Source organism: Leptospira saintgironsiae (assembly GCF_002811765.1).
Taxonomy (GTDB): Bacteria; Spirochaetota; Leptospiria; order Leptospirales; family Leptospiraceae; genus Leptospira_B; species Leptospira_B saintgironsiae.
Genome location: NZ_NPDR01000018.1, coordinates 1 through 15,234 on the forward strand (window position 1 = coordinate 1; position 15,234 = coordinate 15,234).

General features: G+C 37.4%; 16 protein-coding genes. 7 read left to right on the forward strand and 9 right to left on the reverse strand.

Features of this window, described 5'->3' with window-relative positions:
- Positions 1–225: 225 nt before the first annotated feature.
- On the reverse strand, positions 226–804 hold the full coding sequence (locus tag CH362_RS18770) for a TetR/AcrR family transcriptional regulator (RefSeq protein WP_100711852.1): 579 nt from the start codon (positions 802–804) through the stop codon (positions 226–228).
- A 105-nt stretch (positions 805–909) separates the two neighbouring features.
- Positions 910–1,917: a patatin-like phospholipase family protein gene (locus CH362_RS18775; protein WP_100711853.1), complete on the reverse strand. Its 1,008-nt coding sequence runs from the start codon at positions 1,915–1,917 to the stop codon at positions 910–912.
- A gap of 97 nt (positions 1,918–2,014) precedes the next feature.
- On the opposite strand from CH362_RS18775, the gene CH362_RS18780 reads away from it, so the two are divergent.
- A complete protein-coding gene (locus CH362_RS18780; RefSeq protein WP_100707290.1) occupies positions 2,015–2,476 on the forward strand; it encodes a PaaI family thioesterase in 462 nt (153 codons plus the stop codon).
- A 4-nt stretch (positions 2,477–2,480) separates the two neighbouring features.
- Here the strand turns inward: CH362_RS18780 and CH362_RS18785 are convergent, their stop codons facing one another.
- Complete coding sequence (locus CH362_RS18785) at positions 2,481–3,329, reverse strand: hypothetical protein (protein ID WP_100711854.1); 849 nt, start codon at positions 3,327–3,329, stop codon at positions 2,481–2,483.
- 74 nt (positions 3,330–3,403) lie between these two features.
- On the opposite strand from CH362_RS18785, the gene CH362_RS18790 reads away from it, so the two are divergent.
- From CH362_RS18790 to CH362_RS18800, 3 genes are read left to right on the forward strand one after another with little or no spacing between them, the layout of a single operon-like run.
- Positions 3,404–3,895, forward strand: a complete 492-nt coding sequence (locus CH362_RS18790; RefSeq protein WP_208859623.1) for an NYN domain-containing protein — start codon at positions 3,404–3,406, stop codon at positions 3,893–3,895.
- Between the two features lie 4 nt (positions 3,896–3,899).
- On the forward strand, positions 3,900–5,399 hold the full coding sequence (locus tag CH362_RS18795; RefSeq protein WP_100711856.1) for an MBOAT family O-acyltransferase: 1,500 nt from the start codon (positions 3,900–3,902) through the stop codon (positions 5,397–5,399).
- A gap of 13 nt (positions 5,400–5,412) precedes the next feature.
- The gene (locus CH362_RS18800; RefSeq protein WP_100711864.1) at positions 5,413–6,507 is read left to right on the forward strand and encodes a DUF1574 domain-containing protein; all 1,095 of its coding nucleotides are present in this window, start codon (positions 5,413–5,415) and stop codon (positions 6,505–6,507) included.
- Here CH362_RS18800 and CH362_RS18805 read toward each other — a convergent pair.
- The 3 genes from CH362_RS18805 to CH362_RS18815 all read right to left on the reverse strand — a co-directional run bounded on the left by CH362_RS18805 (position 6,495) and on the right by CH362_RS18815 (position 9,013).
- A complete protein-coding gene (locus tag CH362_RS18805; RefSeq protein WP_100711857.1) occupies positions 6,495–7,223 on the reverse strand; it encodes an SIR2 family NAD-dependent protein deacylase in 729 nt (242 codons plus the stop codon). The genes CH362_RS18800 and CH362_RS18805 overlap by 13 nt on opposite strands.
- A 2-nt stretch (positions 7,224–7,225) precedes the next feature.
- Positions 7,226–7,768, reverse strand: coding sequence for a DJ-1 family glyoxalase III (locus tag CH362_RS18810; RefSeq protein WP_100711865.1), 543 nt, complete (start codon positions 7,766–7,768; stop codon positions 7,226–7,228).
- Between the two features lie 84 nt (positions 7,769–7,852).
- Positions 7,853–9,013, reverse strand: coding sequence for a glycosyltransferase (locus CH362_RS18815; RefSeq protein ID WP_100711858.1), 1,161 nt, complete (start codon positions 9,011–9,013; stop codon positions 7,853–7,855).
- Between the two features lie 357 nt (positions 9,014–9,370).
- Here CH362_RS18815 and CH362_RS18820 point away from each other — a divergent pair, with 357 nt between their 5' ends.
- The 3 genes from CH362_RS18820 to CH362_RS18830 all read left to right on the forward strand — a co-directional run bounded on the left by CH362_RS18820 (position 9,371) and on the right by CH362_RS18830 (position 12,169).
- Entirely contained in the window at positions 9,371–9,859 is a 489-nt protein-coding gene (locus tag CH362_RS18820; protein WP_100711859.1) for a DoxX family protein, read from the forward strand.
- Between the two features lie 57 nt (positions 9,860–9,916).
- Positions 9,917–10,765 (forward strand): pectate lyase, encoded by an 849-nt coding sequence (locus CH362_RS18825; protein WP_100711860.1) that lies wholly within the window; start codon positions 9,917–9,919, stop codon positions 10,763–10,765.
- A gap of 471 nt (positions 10,766–11,236) precedes the next feature.
- The gene (locus CH362_RS18830) at positions 11,237–12,169 is read left to right on the forward strand and encodes an esterase/lipase family protein (protein ID WP_100711861.1); all 933 of its coding nucleotides are present in this window, start codon (positions 11,237–11,239) and stop codon (positions 12,167–12,169) included.
- A gap of 87 nt (positions 12,170–12,256) precedes the next feature.
- On the opposite strand, the gene CH362_RS18835 is transcribed toward CH362_RS18830, so the two are convergent.
- The 3 genes from CH362_RS18835 to CH362_RS18845 all read right to left on the reverse strand — a co-directional run bounded on the left by CH362_RS18835 (position 12,257) and on the right by CH362_RS18845 (position 14,889).
- Positions 12,257–12,538 carry a hypothetical protein gene (locus tag CH362_RS18835; RefSeq protein WP_086446351.1) on the reverse strand — a complete coding sequence of 94 codons (282 nt, stop codon included), beginning with the start codon at positions 12,536–12,538 and terminating at the stop codon, positions 12,257–12,259.
- Between the two features lie 123 nt (positions 12,539–12,661).
- On the reverse strand, positions 12,662–14,209 hold the full coding sequence (locus CH362_RS18840; RefSeq protein ID WP_100711862.1) for a methyl-accepting chemotaxis protein: 1,548 nt from the start codon (positions 14,207–14,209) through the stop codon (positions 12,662–12,664).
- Positions 14,210–14,313: 104 nt separating this feature from the next.
- Positions 14,314–14,889, reverse strand: a complete 576-nt coding sequence (locus CH362_RS18845; RefSeq protein WP_100711863.1) for an SCO family protein — start codon at positions 14,887–14,889, stop codon at positions 14,314–14,316.
- Between the last annotated feature and the right edge of the window lie 345 nt (positions 14,890–15,234).

Here is a 15,234-nt window from a genome sequence, read left to right on the forward strand (position 1 = left end):
GACTGATCAGAGATATTTATTCAGGCAAAAAAGAAGAAGTTCTGAGATAGGCTACTGAATGTTGGAATTCCAACATGTAAAAGGTGCTGCCCCCACCCTAGCTTTGGGTGGCGGGGAGTGGCTCGTGGGAGCACCCCGTCCCTATATCATATAATTCTAATTTCCACAATCAATTTTTCAGAGAAAGACTTTTGTTGGAATTCCAACATTCGGAATTATAAAACTTCAGAAAGTAAAAGTGTTCGCGAGAACCACTCCCATGAAATCTTTCACAACTTCGGCTACTTCATCCAGTTTGATAGATTCTTGGTCTACAATCCTTTGGCCCACAGTTCCTAAAATAATACTGATCAAAAGCCTATTCAGGTTCGGATTTGTGATCCCTAAATGTTTTGTGATGATGGTTACGTATTCTTTCATCGCTTCTGCAATGAGCTGTTTCTCTTCATCATGATTTTTTAATCTAGAAACATCGCAGATAATATAGAGAAGATTTTGGAAATAAGTTTCTCTGTCCTTGACCATCGTAAAGAGTGCTTCTACCCTTTTTTCGATGGTTTGGTTATCTTCTCCCTTTGAATAAACTTGTAACTCTTCGATGTCTTTGTTGAGTACGAACTTTACAAGTTCTTTAAATATATCTTCTTTAGTGGAGAAGTAGTGGTAAAGAGTTCCGGTGGAAACATCCAATTCTGTGGCGATTTCTCTCATGGAAACAGCCGAATACCCGCGCCTCGCCAAAATATCTACACACTTGGAGAGAATCTCGGCTTTGTATTTTTCGTGGTTTACGATTTTAGGCATTTCTTGGGTCCTGAAGAGTTTTTTCTATTTACCGTTTTCGCTAGTTCTAAGGCTCCTTTGAGAAGGAAAGGGAAGTCCACCCTGTCATTTTAAGGAGTAAGTTAATTATTTTATTTGTTCGAAAAAAGAATGCAAGTGTTTTTTCCAGTTTGGGTCCAGATGGCTTAAGATCCTTTCCTTTTGTTCTTCCGCATCCTTACGTCCTGTTTCGAATGCATGCTTCACAAGGTTCGGATTCGTATAGTCAAAGCCTTGCTCTATAAATGGCCCATCCGGAGAAACAAGCAATGTATCCGATAAGACCGAGGCAGATTTTCCTATTAAGGTAGTAGGTTCATAAAAAACTCCTATCTTAGGTAGGTCGGGGGAGAAGTCTTCGATCAATAAATTATTAGTTAGGCCCCCATCTAAATAATAATTCCCATTAAAACTTTGAAGAGGCAAAACTGGGAATGCGGAGCAAGAGTTCATTACGATCTGTGTGATCGTTTCCGGGTCGGTCAGGTCCTTCTCTGTAAAAACTTTTTCTCTCCAGCCCCAATCTTTCATCTTTTGTAATACTTCAAAAGGTTGTTCTCCCTTTCTTCTTAAGGTTTCGTCCTTAAAATAAGCTCGGATGATAGAAGCGGCCTTTGCAAAAAGTATTCTTTGTATAGGTTGGCCTTTTTTGTTTTTGTCCAAACTTTCATTCGGGATCTCTACTGTATGGATCCTGATCTTTGCGGACTTGGAGATGAGCTTAGAAAACCGAAGACAATATTCTACAGTCCTTCTTGCGATACCATGATGAGGGAAGGGCGCGCTGATCCTAAGAAGCCTATTCCAATAAAAGTTTTTAGGATTTCGTTTAGTTAATTCTTGGAAATAATTCGAACTGTCTTCTTCTGTTTCGGATAAGGTGCTGATTGCCATTGCGGCTCCAGCGCTTACTCCAGAAACTTCTTTAATTTTTAGACCCCAGGTTCTTAGTGTATATGCAAAACCCAGTCCGTAAAATGCTTTGATCCCTCCGCCAGCGATTGCAAGAGCGATTTCCTTTTTGGTCCCTAGTTCTTGCCATGCGGTCCGGATACCGTTTTTTAATTTAGTTTCTAGGGAAAAGAGCGGGTTCATTTTCCTACATAATGGTTGTGTCACCAAATCATGGCAATTTTAATTTGCCCGAATCCAATTTCTTTACAAGATCGGAATATAGACTAGGAGTGTAAGCTTGGCGAATCAAAAAGATTTAGAAGATATGCAGAAAGAATGGGAGAAGTTTTCCAAGGCCGCACCTGGCTTGAAGGTTCCTCCTCCTGCTTTTAAAGAACTTTCCGGTGAGTTTGTTTCTTATGTAAGGAAGAAGGAGATGGTCTGTAGTTTTTATGTAGAGCCTAGATTTTCCAATCCAATGGGAGTTTTCCAAGGTGGATTTTTAGCGGCTGCATTCGACAATACTTTCGGTCCATTATGTTATTTGGCGGCGGGAAAACCTACTACTACTTTAGAGTTAAGCGTTAGTTATATTCGTATGGTAAAAGAAAACCAAAGAATTACCGTCCAGGCAAAGGTAGTTGCTCGAGGTAACCAACATATCTATCTAGAAGGGGAAGCATTCGATGAAGAAGGTAAACTTCTCGCAAAATCAACAACTCAAGTTTTGATCTTAAGACTTCCAGGTGGAGCTGCTTAAAATATTAAGTTTCTGAGATGGAAGGGGGAGAAGGAATTTCCTCTTTCGGTTCAGTGATCCTCTCTAAAGGAAGCTTTTTCACGTGCTCCGCCATCTCTTTTAGGATGTTTGCGGTGATATCTTTCATGATATCACCGATCACTTCTGTTTCCAAAACTTCTGCGATCATTCTTCCGATATCTTCCCCTAGTTTATGAGAAATCTGAGACATGAAAGGTATCTTGGATAATTCTTCTAATAAAAACTTAGACTGTAATGATTCATTTACCTTAGAGTTGAGTTGGTCGTTATGTTTGGAAATAGCTTCTTTTGCGAGCTGGCTATAATCTAGTCTCAGCATCACTTCTTCCACTCTTTCCAATGAATGTAAAAATACCGCATCTGCGATTGTATCTACGATCACATCTCTGAATCTGAAAGTGATCTCTCGAGTTAATACTTCGCTTACATTCTGTCCAGAAGTCCCGAATCTATAAAATGCAATCGCAAGTTTAACCCCTCTTAAAAGTAAGAATGGTCTAAGGAAATAAAGTGGAACGATCCCTATAAGCTCGTACCAGTTTGTTCTCAAATATTTTTTGATGTCTTTTTTTTGTCGAACTTTGATCCAAACTTCTATTCCCCATAAAAATATAACGAATAGATCGAATGCAAGAACATAGGCTGGGATATCTTTGTGGATGAATTCCTTGTATGAGTTAACAAATAATAAGAAGAATACGTCGATTGCGGCTAGGCTTAAAAGAAAATAATCTCTTGCCGTACCTGGTAAAACACTTCTCCAATATTTTACAGTTCGTATGAAGTTTCGGATTTTAGAGGATTTTGCCGGTTGGGAATTTGCTTCCACCATGTGCCATTGTCCGATTCGGTTCGGTGTTTACAAGTTTTTCCAAAACATACATTCTGGTCACTAGTTTTAAAGGGATGCATTTAGTCGTAGACGGTTTCAACCTGATTTACAAAATTCCTGAATTGGAAGAGTATATGTATTCCAATCGTTTGAGGGATGCCAGAGTAGGCCTCTTGAGAATTTTGGAATCTTATTCTTCTAAGCTGAAAAGTTCTAAGGTCCATGTTTTCTTCGATGGTAAAAAAGAAAAAGGGAACGAAACCAAAGAAGATTCGTATGGAAAAATACGCGTTTATTTCAGTCAGGACAGAAAGGCGGACGATTTGATCAAGGAATATATCAAATACGCCCCGAGACCTGCGGATCTATTCGTCGTAACTTCTGACCAGGAAATTTTGGCTTTTGCAAAAAGACTAGGAACAAAACCTATACTATCCGAAGAGTTCGTAAAAAAAATAGAAAGCGCCTTAGCGGAAAAACCGACTCGGGAAGAAAAGGACTCGGGCGTAAAACTTTCTCCGGGAGAGATGCTCTACTGGAAGGAACTATTCAAGAAGGGAAAGTAAAAGAGTGCTCTACAATTCGATCTTATTTTTCGTTTTTTTCTCAATCGTTTATTCTATTTATTGGCTTCTTCCAGAAAAGAGAAGATCTGATTTTTTACTCATTTCCAGCGGGATCTTTTACATTGTAGCTTCTTCCACAATTCTGAGTGGGATCTATTTCTTTTTTCATTTTTTAATCATAGTTTTATTCAATTATTTCGCTTACTTTAAGATCAAAACTTCTGTAAAACCTAAGGGTTGGATGATATTCGCAGTTCTATTGAACGCAATCAACCTAGGTTTCTTTAAGTATTTCTATTTTATGAACAGGATACTTTTTGATCTTACTCAATATCCATTTTTTGACGAAGTCCCAAGAATATTACAAATCTCTCTTCCATTAGCAGTGAGTTTTTATAGTTTCCAAATGATTGCAGCTGCAGTAGATGCTTATAGAAAACCAGAAGGAGAATTGATCGGTCTTAAGCAATATCTTGGTTTTGTAATATTCTTCCCTGTGCTGATTGTGGGACCAATTTTAAGAACCAAAGATTATTTTGTAAATATTGGGCATTTGAATCCGGATAAGGATAAGATTGTTCGTGCTTCTTATTTGATGATCGCTGGTCTGATCAAAAAAATACTGATCGCTGATCCCGTGGCCGGAGTTATCGCTCCAGTTTTTGGAAATCCAGGACAGTATGATAATCTTTCACTGGTCTTAGCAGCATTTGGATATGCGATCCAAGTATATTGCGATTTTTCAGGACTTACTGATATGGCAAGAGCAGTTGGCTTGTATTTTGGATTTGAACTTCCTGAGAACTTTAATGCACCTTTGTTTTCTCCTTCCGGAAGAGAGTTATGGCAGAGATGGCATATGAGTCTTTCTTTTTGGCTTAGGGATTATATTTATTTTCCTTTGGGGGGAAGTAAAAAAGGAGAATGGCGCACTTATATCAATCTGATCATCACTATGACTGTGGGTGGTGTCTGGCATGGAGCAGATTATACATTTATTGCCTGGGGATTTTATTGGGGAGTTATACTCGCATTCGAAAGATTTCTGGTTGGTAAGTTCGGTTGGAATGATGAAGATTCCAAAAGTAAAATTCTGAATTTTTTAAGGATACAATTCGTATTCTGTTTATTCTCCTTCAGCGCGATCTTGTTCAGAGCAAATTCTGCGACCAAGATGATCCAACATGTTGTTGGAATTGTAACTAATACACAAAATTATCTTTCTGCGTCCTTACAATCCTTAGGTTTTGGTTGGATAGAAAATTCGATCTCATTGGTTACAGGACCTTCTCCTTTTATTTTGGAATCCATGAAAAACATTGAAAAGATCGGATATTCTTATTTGGGATTTATAGTATTTCATTGGATCCAATCCAGAAAGGATCTGTTAATGAAATGGGGAAAAGGAAAAGATTGGATAGTTGTTGCCTGTGGTGTGGTGACGGTATTTGCAATCGCATTATTCTCGGAGGATTCCGGAGCCTGTATCTATTGCCAGTTCTAGGCTATAAATGATTATGAAAAAGAATACATTCTTACTTCTTCCTCTACTTGTTCTTTTAATCTCTTTGGGTTTAGATCGTTTGTTTACCTTAGAGTTTTTTCAATATTATTATTCGAATACATTATCTCATTTGAATTTTATCAGCAAAGAAGATCTATATTCAGATCTGAAAGAATATCTGAAGAAGGATCCAGCTTCTCGTAAAAAAATATTAGTATTTTTCGGGAATTCCAGAGCACTTTTACTTCCTACTAGAGAGTTGGAAAAAAGACATCCGGATTGGATATTATATAATTTTTCAGTCCCAGGCGGCTCTCCAGATTATTTCTTATATTGGATAGAAAGATTTAAATCGGATGGCACAAAACCTGATTTTGTGCTCTTGGACCAATCATTAGAAATTTATAATAAAACCCCTGTTTTAGCATTAGATGAAGTTTTGATCTATGGACTTTCTACTGATTTTTTCTTCAGACATTGGACCAGATATTCTAGGGAAGAATTATCAGTATTTATCTCTAAACATCTATTCCATACTTATCGAGATAGACCTAAGTTGTGGAGAATTTCGGAAAGAATGCAAAATTCTTCTGCCTTAGCTAAAGTATACGAGGCTGCAGTCCAAAAAGTACTGACCATGCTAAAAGAAGATAGGGGAAGTACTCCTAGAGATCTAGTTAAGCAGAAACATACGGATGAACAACTTGTCCAAGCCTCTGAAACGGATTTTTCTTCTTATTTAAAACCTTATACATTTCATACGAATATGTTTGAAATGCAAAAGGATTCCATTCATATCTTAAAAGGGTATAATGTTCCTTATGCTACAATTTGGGTAAAGGTTGCTCGCCCATATTTTAATCTGTACATGACTAGAAAGGTCGAAACCTCTGAAGGACTCAAAACCCCCATGGAAGTCTGGAAACCAATTGTAGAGAAGTTTAATCAAGAAACTGGGACTGCCTTCTGGAATATGAACGAGGATCCGAAATATAATTGTGAAGAATTTGCGGATCCGGGCCATATGTCCCCGAATTGTTTTCCTGTATTTGGAGATTATATTTTTAAAAAGTTAGAAGAGACTTTTCCTAAGGCTCAAACAAAATAAGGGATAAGTTCTGGGAGAATTTCTCCCGCTTTTCCTTGTAAGAATAGATCTGCGTATCTGCTATAACCGCTTGGATCTATATTGATCTCTATTACAAATGCTCCGTTTTCCTTTGCAATTCTGGCAAGTTCCACTGGAATTCCCACAGCGCCAGAAGAGCCGATCACAAAAACAATTTCTGATCTTTCCGCAAGAGTGACTGCTCGATTTAAAAGTTCTGTGTCGTAAGATTCTCCAAACCATAAAACATCTGGTCTGACTAAACTTTTGCAATTTGGACAGTCAGTAGAATTTTTAAGTTTAGAAGGATCTGAATCATAGGTTCTATTACAATTAATGCATCTATTCCTGAAAATATTGCCATGGATTTCTATAATCTTTCCAGAGCCTGATTTTTTATGAAGGCCATCCACGTTTTGGGTGATTAGATTAAAATCGGATCTATTCTTTTCCAATTCCGCTAATGCAAAATGAGCTGGATTCGGAGACTTGGTCGAGATTAATTCCATTCTCCAGATATACCATTCCCAAACTAGTTTAGGATTTTTTTGAAATGCCTGAGGAGTTGCAAGTTCTTCCGCTCTGTATTGTTTCCAAAGACCTTCTTTTCCTCTAAATGTAGGAACTCCACTTTCTGCAGAAATTCCAGCACCAGTAAGTGCCAGGATAGTTTTAGAATTTTTGAATCTGTTTTTTAATTGCTCAGAAATTTCCATTTTTATGAAGGAAGGTGAAGATTCTTTTCGACTTCTTTTCTTTTTTCTATTCCGGAAAGAAGTTCTACAATTTTTAAAGAGAATTCGAAAGCAGAGCCAGGACCAAGACTCGTTAGGATTTTATCAGAAAGTTCCAATCTGCTGCCGGTATATTTTTCGTCGGTAGGAACACTTCCTGGAAATGCTGTAAATTTATGGTTTTGAAGAATATTATGAGTCAGTAGAACATTCGGTGCAGCACAGATTGCACCAATCCATTTGTCTTCTTTTTTAAAGTTCTTTAATATTTCCGAAATTAAGGGATTTGTATTCAGATTTTTGGTACCTTGGTTTCCTCCAGGCAAAATGATCATATCAAAAGAGGAAGGATCAATATCCGACAAAAGAGAATCTGAGACTAATTTGACTCCTCTGGAAGCGGTAACAGTATTTGTGGAAATTCCCGCAGAAACCACTTCTATACCAGCTCTTCGAAGCACATCCACTACGATGACTGCTTCCATTTCTTCCATTCCGTCAGCGAAAGGAACTAGCACCTTAGGCATATTCTTCTCCAGTAATATTAACTTAAGAATTCTTGGAGAAGAAATCAATTAAAACTTAGGCGAGAAAATTCTCCCGTCTGGTTTTTAACTTTTTAGTTCAGGCTTTTTGGACCAAGTAAGATTCGAATTTAGGAAGTAGTTTGATACCATTGCAGTCAGAATGGAGAAAATATCCGCGCTGAATTTTAAAGTAAGTTCAGAAGCTCCATCCCATCCTTTGAAAATGGAATGGTAGATAAAATGGAATGCAGACATCTGCACCAAAATTCCAACCATACTTACTAAATGAAACAGTAGAAATCCAAAGGTCAAATTTTTTCCAGAATATCTTCTTTCGTAAAACGTAAAGTAGTTATTCAGGAAGAAGTTGGAGAGTATCGAGAGCTCTATTCCGAAAAATACAGAAAGTGAAAAAGGATCCAAAAAAGAAATTCCTGTTTGGACTTCTGGAAATTTGCATAATTCTGCGATTAGAAATCCTACCAAGTTTACAAGAACTCCACTTGCTCCGACTAGAGAATAGAGTAGGAAGGTAGGAGAGATCCATTTTCCAAAACGAATATCTAAGATTGCCAAAAAGAAACTTTTGATCACAGAATTATTCAGTTTGGTTTCTCCATAGATTCTAGTTTGAAAAGTATAAGGGATTTCTTCTATTTTAAGATTTTCCTTACTTCTTCCCAAAAATTCTAATAGGATCTTAAAACCTCTTGGGTTGATCGAGTTTTTAGTTTCTGAATACACAGAACGTTTAATCCCGAAATAACCACTCATAGGATCTGAAACGGGAAGTCCCAAAAGACCTTTTGCTAAAAAATTTGCAAATCTACTGATTCCAATTCTTGCTAAAGACCATTTGCCGGTAGATCCACCTTTCGCGTATCTCGTCCCAAGACAAAGATCTACGTCTCTTTCGTAGAATGAACGGATCATCTCCGGGAGAATTTTTTCATCGTGTTGAAGGTCTGAATCCATCACTACGAAAACTTCTCCTTCTGCAGCGCCCATCCCAGTTAAAACTGCGGATGATAAACCTTTACCACTTAATCTACGTATAACTTTAAGTTGTGGGATCTTTTCTTGAAGATGTTCCGCAATTTCCCAAGTATGATCCGGGCTATCATCATCCACTACGATGATCTCATGGCGGTAATCGGATAAAGATCTGGTAATCCTATCTGCAGCAATAGGTAGGTTTTTGCTTTCGTTGTATGTAGGAAGTATAACGGAAACGGATGGTCGCATAGGACCAAATTCCTAGTTTGAAGTTTTGAATTCAAGATTTTAAGTAATTAATTGATTACATACTAGTTAAAATAATTTTCCAGACCGAAGTATTGTTAGTATGATGGAGATAGAAACCGGTCTATTCAAATTTTATAATACGGTCTAAGAATATACTACGGTTTGTAGTTTTGTTGATTGGGTTTCGAGTATCTATGCTTAGCTAGCGCAATGAAGTTTAGACTCTTAATTTTACCGTTGGTTCTGGCGTTATCGTATTCTTTCTACATTTCGAATCGTTTCGACTTCTAACTATAAAATAGTTTATAGAGCAATGGTATCGATAGTTCGACCGTTGCACAAATTAAAGGAGAAATTATGCTTTTAAGCAATTTAGTGAATCATTTCTTTCGAATTGAGGAGGGTGGCAGATATAATGTAATTATTCGGATCCTTGTGGGAGGAGTTTTTATCTGGGAAGGAATCATTAAATTCCTCTTTGTAAATCAAGGAATTGGAAGGTTTACTAAGCTAGGATTTATGCATCCGGAGATGACCGCGTCTTTTATTGGAGGTTTGGAAATTTTAGGTGGGACGATGCTCGTACTCGGAATTTTGACAAAACCATTAAGCTTCGTATTCATTATACAAATGCTCGTGGCAATGTATCTAACGAAGTTGCCTCTATTATTCGGAACTTCTCCATTAATGCCTCCTCAAGCTCCGCCAATTTTCGGAATTTGGGCAGTACTACATGAAATTCGTTCAGAGTATTCCCAGTTACTTGGATGTTTGTTTTTATATTTATCTGGACCAGGTCATTTTGCTTTTGATTCTGTTTTAAAGCGGAGAATATTAACAACTTGACTTTCAGAGGCAGAAGGTATCTGATCCTGGGTCGAAAATAATCGGATGGGTGACAAGATGTCTTACACCTATAGAATGTTAGTCTTCTCTAGTTTCTTATATTTAGGCGTTTTTGATTTTGGAATGAATACCATTCTGGAACAAGTTTTAGATCCTTCTGCCCAAACTATAAACCAATTGGAAGCGAGTTCCTGTAATCCACCTGGAACATACGAATTTTTTCCAGGAACAGGTTATTATCCGAGTGGATCAAGTGAAGTCTATTCATGGCAAACACCAGCAGGTAATTCCTTTGAAGGTTTTGAAACCTATTTGGATGGAGCCGTGATAGAGACTAGTTCTAATAAATCTTTGCAATCTCATCTCGAAGTGACTTCCGGGACCTTAACATCCAAACATCTTTCCAATGGAGTTTATAAGAGGGCTAAAACTGAAGATTATAATTTCAGAATGCTGATCCAAGGTTTAAATAATAACTCCCGAGTAAAGTGGACTGATCAGGCGCTGGAAGCTCGTTTCTATATAGATTCGTGGCAGGAGTCATCCGATAGCTGGCAGGGAATCCATCTATTTACTAGATATAGAACGGAAAATGATCTGTATGTGGCGTCTCTTCGAAGTGATGGAACCGTTTATTTTAAGAAAAAACTTTGTGGGACTTATACGACCTTAGCAACGGGAACTCTTAAAGACCAGGCAGGAAATCCTAAGTCTTTCAATACAAAACAATGGTATAAACTTACCTTGGTCGCGATTGGAAACCATATCGATTTTTATGTGGATAATGTCTTACAGTTGTCTATCACAGATGGGACTTTTAGTTGGGGAACTTCTGGGATCAGAACTGATTATGCAAATGTCTATTTGGACGATCTGATCTTGCATGATGATTTGAGCGATTTCTGATGGATAAGAAGAAGGCCCTCAGGTTTTGGATTTTGTAGTAACTTCGACAGTAAGCCGCATGAGCGATATTGCGTAAATTCGCCTTTTCCTTATATTATTCCCAACTTCCGATAATAGGTATTATGTCTCATTGGGAAAAGCCATGGGGAATATAGGAAGATGAGAGTATGAGAGTTTTGCTAATCTCCAAAGTTCTTGTTAATTCAATTTTGAAGACTCAAAAAAAAGAAAATCAATTGTTACTGGTGAACAAATGTTCTTTATATTTGAATGTACGTTCACTATATATTAAATAAATATTATGAACTACCTTTTGGTTAACCACGTAAATTGGTTGACTATGATCCTTTTGACTGTTAATAGATTGAAGCCCGTGTAATCGACTTACAAGGATTTTGAGGGAATAGATTGAATGAAAATGTACAAAGTATGAATCGAAAATTCTAAATTAAAAGAAAAGGTAAAAATATAATGAATAGAATAGTGAAAGTGTGTTTTGTCTTAGTTCTTTTTGTAACGGGGATATCATCCGTAGTTGCATCAGGTGGAGGAAGTGCTTCTAAAACTTTGGAAGGAATGTATCCGATTGTCTTATCTCATGGATTGTTTGGCTGGGGAGAAGATTCAACGGGAGCGATTAATCTTCTGACGTATTGGGGAGGCATGGATGACTATTTAAGATCTGAGGGAGCTGTTGTATATTCTCCGAGTAAAACTGCAATGGAATCTAATGCATTTCGAGGAGTTGAATTCAATACCAAAGTATTGTCTTTTATGGCTGCCAATGGATATAATAAAGTGCATATTCTTGGTCATTCCCAAGGAGGATTGGATAGTAGATATGCAATCACTCATTTAGGGCTTTCGTCAAAAGTATCTACATTGACTACACTCAATTCTCCTCATAGAGGAACTCCACTGGCCGATTTGATCAGAGATGTGGTTCCGGATTGGTTGAAACCATATGCAGCTGTTGTTTTAAATTCGCTGGCTAGTTTGATATATAATAAGAGTGAGCAGAATGCTTTGGCAATTTTGTCTCAAGTTACGATTTCCGGACAGACTTCTTTTAATGCCCAGACTCCGAATATTTCTGGAGTAAAGTATTATTCTTACGGCTCATATATTACTCTGCCTGATTTAATACAACATCCGATTTTAGGTCTATTACAACCCGCTTGTGTTGCAGGGGGAATTGTATATGGTGTGGGAGCTTCTTGCGACGGGATTGTTTCTTATTCTTCTCAAAAATGGGGAAACTGGATGGGAGGCCCGGATTACGGTGTATTGGTTACGGGCATAGACCATATCCAGGCGACAAACGCACTATATTCCGGACAGGCTTGGTATGATGTAAAAGGTTATTTTTTAAAAATGGCTAAGAATATGAAAATGAATCAATAAAAGATTGAGATCAAAGAATGTTTCCGAAATCAGAAATTGACCGTGGAAACATTCTGTCTCATTGGAAGAAGGAACTGAAATTACTTTTTAATATCCTTGCCAGAGAGAAATGGTAACGATTGTTTTTCCGTTATCAGATTTGTTCTCACATTGGCATTTTATTTGCGCGGATTGGCTATAATAACCTTGCCCGAGTGAGAATCCTGGGGCTGGTTTGCAACTTTTATAGAGTCCACCTTCTACCAAACGGTTACAAGCAGCTTGGATCGCTGCCTCGATATCACCACTTTGGGAGCTGATTGTGCCTGGAATTGCTAAAAAGACCGCAACGGCTAATGCGGAAACGGAGATAAACAAAAACTTTTTCATGGTAAGGTCCGGAAACAAATAGGAACCTTCCTTTTGGAAAGAAAATATTTCAAACGAAAAATTTTGCAGATTGGAAAATTCTCTCAAAGTTCAGAAAGAAATTTCCAGCTTTTGTTTGGATGTTTAAGCTTTGAATTCTTGGACCTGTTTTTGTAAGGAATCGCTTAATTCCTCACATTTTCTGGCCTGATCTGCAGCCTCGACTGCATGTGTTGCAATGATCGCGTTTGAATTTTGGATCCGATCTAAAAAGTTTCGGATCTCTTCTAAACTTTTCTTCTCTGCTTCTGTCGCTTGGTGAACATTTTGGGAAATTTCTCCAGCATTAAACAGCGCTCCGGCCACAGTGACCCGGATATTCGTTTGTTTTTCTAAAAGAGAAAAGAAAGAATCTAAACTTTCTTTAATCGAATCTACATCACCCAAGATCAATGATATGGTTTTTGTGCCTGACTGAACGATGTCCGTGTTCTTGGTCATTTCTTCTTTCCCATCTCGAATCAATCTGGAAATTTCTTTAATGGTGCTCGCAGTTTGATCGGCTAATTTTGAGATCTCATCTGCAACTACCGCAAATCCTCTTCCATGCTCCCCGGCTCTGGCTGCTTCTATGGAGGCGTTTAATGCGAGAAGATTTACTTTATCTGCGATATCAGTGATTGTTCCTAATTTTGCAGTTGTGCTGGAAGAACTTGATTCAATTCTTTTGATTGATTTTTCGATCGCCATTAGACTTTCTTCCGATTCTCTCGCGTGTTTCCATGCAGTTTCGAATAATGCTTTTGTGGAAACAAGTCCCGCTTCCATATCTTGAAAGCTGATCTCTAAGTTTTGAAAGGAATTTTCTAATGTCCCGGTTGCTTCCAGCTGCCTTTTGGCAGAATCAGATACGTCTGAGATTGCATCAGCTATCTGGTTCATACTTGCATTAATTTCTTCTAAACTATTTGCTTGGTCTGTCGTTCTATCAGCGACAGTCGCGGAACTTTGGACAAGACCTTCTAAAATCCCATTTACGGATTCCGATTTTTCTCTAACTTCTCCCTGGATAGACACATTATATTTTCGGACTTCTTCCAATTCTGCTAGGCTGATCGCCTGGTTGAAAAATTCTTTTTTAAAAGTTACGGAGAAATAGATCAATATTCCGGTCTCAAAGATTACGAAAATTGCATGTAGTAGTACGATATCCCATCCGTTCCCGTAGTTAAAAATGATGATAGGAGTTTCGGAAATTTTGTATCCCATGCTTTGGCAGAAGGATAACAATCCATGGTGGACCGCGATATACAATGCGCCTGGAAGAAGTGTTTTCCAATCTCTATAATAAAGAAGAAATGCTAATGCAACAAACACATGAAAATGCATTTCTATTCTTCCGAATTGTGACTGGATCAGTATTCCGGACCATGCCATGATGAGTACTGCATTCAAAATTCTAAGAATATATTCACCCCTTAGAAATAAGAAACCAATGCTCGCAAGTAATCCTACGATTATAGAGGAATTTAAGATGAATTTCCAGGTTCCATATTCTAAAGACAATAGAAATGCAAAAGGAATATGAGCCAAAAGAAGAATGTAGAAGAAGCGATCTACTTTTTTGGTCTCTTCCTTGAATTTTGATCTGGCAGTATCCTGGATACTTTGTTTATACTGAGGCGGATTCATGTGTTTCCCCGAAAGGATTTTTATTTTTTTTGGATTCGATCTTTCGAAGGATTCCGTTTTTGTTTTCGTTTATTATGAATCGCTTAAATGTTTGAGTGCTTTTGTTATTTTTTATCGCTTATGAATTTCAAAAGTTTACTAGGATTTTCATCCCAATGTTTATCAAATTCAAAAATTAACCCTTTAATTCTTCCTTGAGAATTGACCCAAAGAACTGAATCAGGATGATCTATATCTCCGCTTTTATTAGATGAGAATGCCATAATTCCGAAAAGTCTTGCAAGTTCGAAGGCCCTACCCCTTGTCTCCAATCGGATAAATTTAGTTTCTGATTTTAGATCTGAAAAATATTTTCTGAAACGTTCTTCTGTATCGTTTTCTGGATCTAAACTTACAAAGATGAGTCTTAGATCTTTTCGTTCAGAAATTAGATTTTTCAATTTTCGCAAACTGCCATGACATACTGTCTTACAGTTCAGATATCCGAAATAGACCAAATTTTCTTGTCCGATCAGAGTTTCGCGTATATCTATTGTTTTGCCATTTTCTTCACTTATCTGAAATTCAGGTAAATTTCTATCTGCTTCCATCATTCCGGAAGAAGAACTTGGTAAAAAATAAAATAACGGAAATATTACCGTTAATCCACCGATCGCAAGTTTCCAAATATCCGTCTGCATTCTACTAAAGAGGTACTTAAAAACCCTCTAATATTACCAAAGACGAATAACTTTCTTTTTATTCAAAAAATTTCCTAAAAGAAGACCCAACGAATTAAAGGAAATTTATTTATGAATATGTTAAGTTTAAGTTATTTCTTGGGAAAAAATTATTTAGACCTAGGACTGTTTTTTAGGAATTCCTACACCACGACAAAAATCCGGGATATCCGAATTCCCACATAGAGAACTGAATCATATCTTTTAAAGTTAAGTTAGAATGTTTTGAACTAGAAAGGAAGAGAAAGTCTCTTCGAAAACATATAGAGTAGCGTGACTCACCGATTTGTTACACCCCCAGCCCTT

Excerpts from the sequence above, each read along its gene's own strand:
- CH362_RS18770 (WP_100711852.1), bottom strand. The coding sequence starts at position 804 with ATGCCTAAAATCGTAAACCACGAAAAATACAAAGCCGAGATTCTCTCC.
- CH362_RS18775 (WP_100711853.1), bottom strand. The coding sequence starts at position 1,917 with ATGAACCCGCTCTTTTCCCTAGAAACTAAATTAAAAAACGGTATCCGG.
- CH362_RS18785 (WP_100711854.1), bottom strand. The coding sequence starts at position 3,329 with ATGGTGGAAGCAAATTCCCAACCGGCAAAATCCTCTAAAATCCGAAAC.
- CH362_RS18790 (WP_208859623.1), top strand. The coding sequence starts at position 3,404 with ATGCATTTAGTCGTAGACGGTTTCAACCTGATTTACAAAATTCCTGAA.
- CH362_RS18800 (WP_100711864.1), top strand. The coding sequence starts at position 5,413 with ATGAAAAAGAATACATTCTTACTTCTTCCTCTACTTGTTCTTTTAATC.
- CH362_RS18805 (WP_100711857.1), bottom strand. The coding sequence starts at position 7,223 with ATGGAAATTTCTGAGCAATTAAAAAACAGATTCAAAAATTCTAAAACT.
- CH362_RS18810 (WP_100711865.1), bottom strand. The coding sequence starts at position 7,768 with ATGCCTAAGGTGCTAGTTCCTTTCGCTGACGGAATGGAAGAAATGGAA.
- CH362_RS18815 (WP_100711858.1), bottom strand. The coding sequence starts at position 9,013 with ATGCGACCATCCGTTTCCGTTATACTTCCTACATACAACGAAAGCAAA.
- CH362_RS18820 (WP_100711859.1), top strand. The coding sequence starts at position 9,371 with ATGCTTTTAAGCAATTTAGTGAATCATTTCTTTCGAATTGAGGAGGGT.
- CH362_RS18825 (WP_100711860.1), top strand. The coding sequence starts at position 9,917 with ATGTCTTACACCTATAGAATGTTAGTCTTCTCTAGTTTCTTATATTTA.
- CH362_RS18830 (WP_100711861.1), top strand. The coding sequence starts at position 11,237 with ATGAATAGAATAGTGAAAGTGTGTTTTGTCTTAGTTCTTTTTGTAACG.
- CH362_RS18835 (WP_086446351.1), bottom strand. The coding sequence starts at position 12,538 with ATGAAAAAGTTTTTGTTTATCTCCGTTTCCGCATTAGCCGTTGCGGTC.
- CH362_RS18840 (WP_100711862.1), bottom strand. The coding sequence starts at position 14,209 with ATGAATCCGCCTCAGTATAAACAAAGTATCCAGGATACTGCCAGATCA.
- CH362_RS18845 (WP_100711863.1), bottom strand. The coding sequence starts at position 14,889 with ATGCAGACGGATATTTGGAAACTTGCGATCGGTGGATTAACGGTAATA.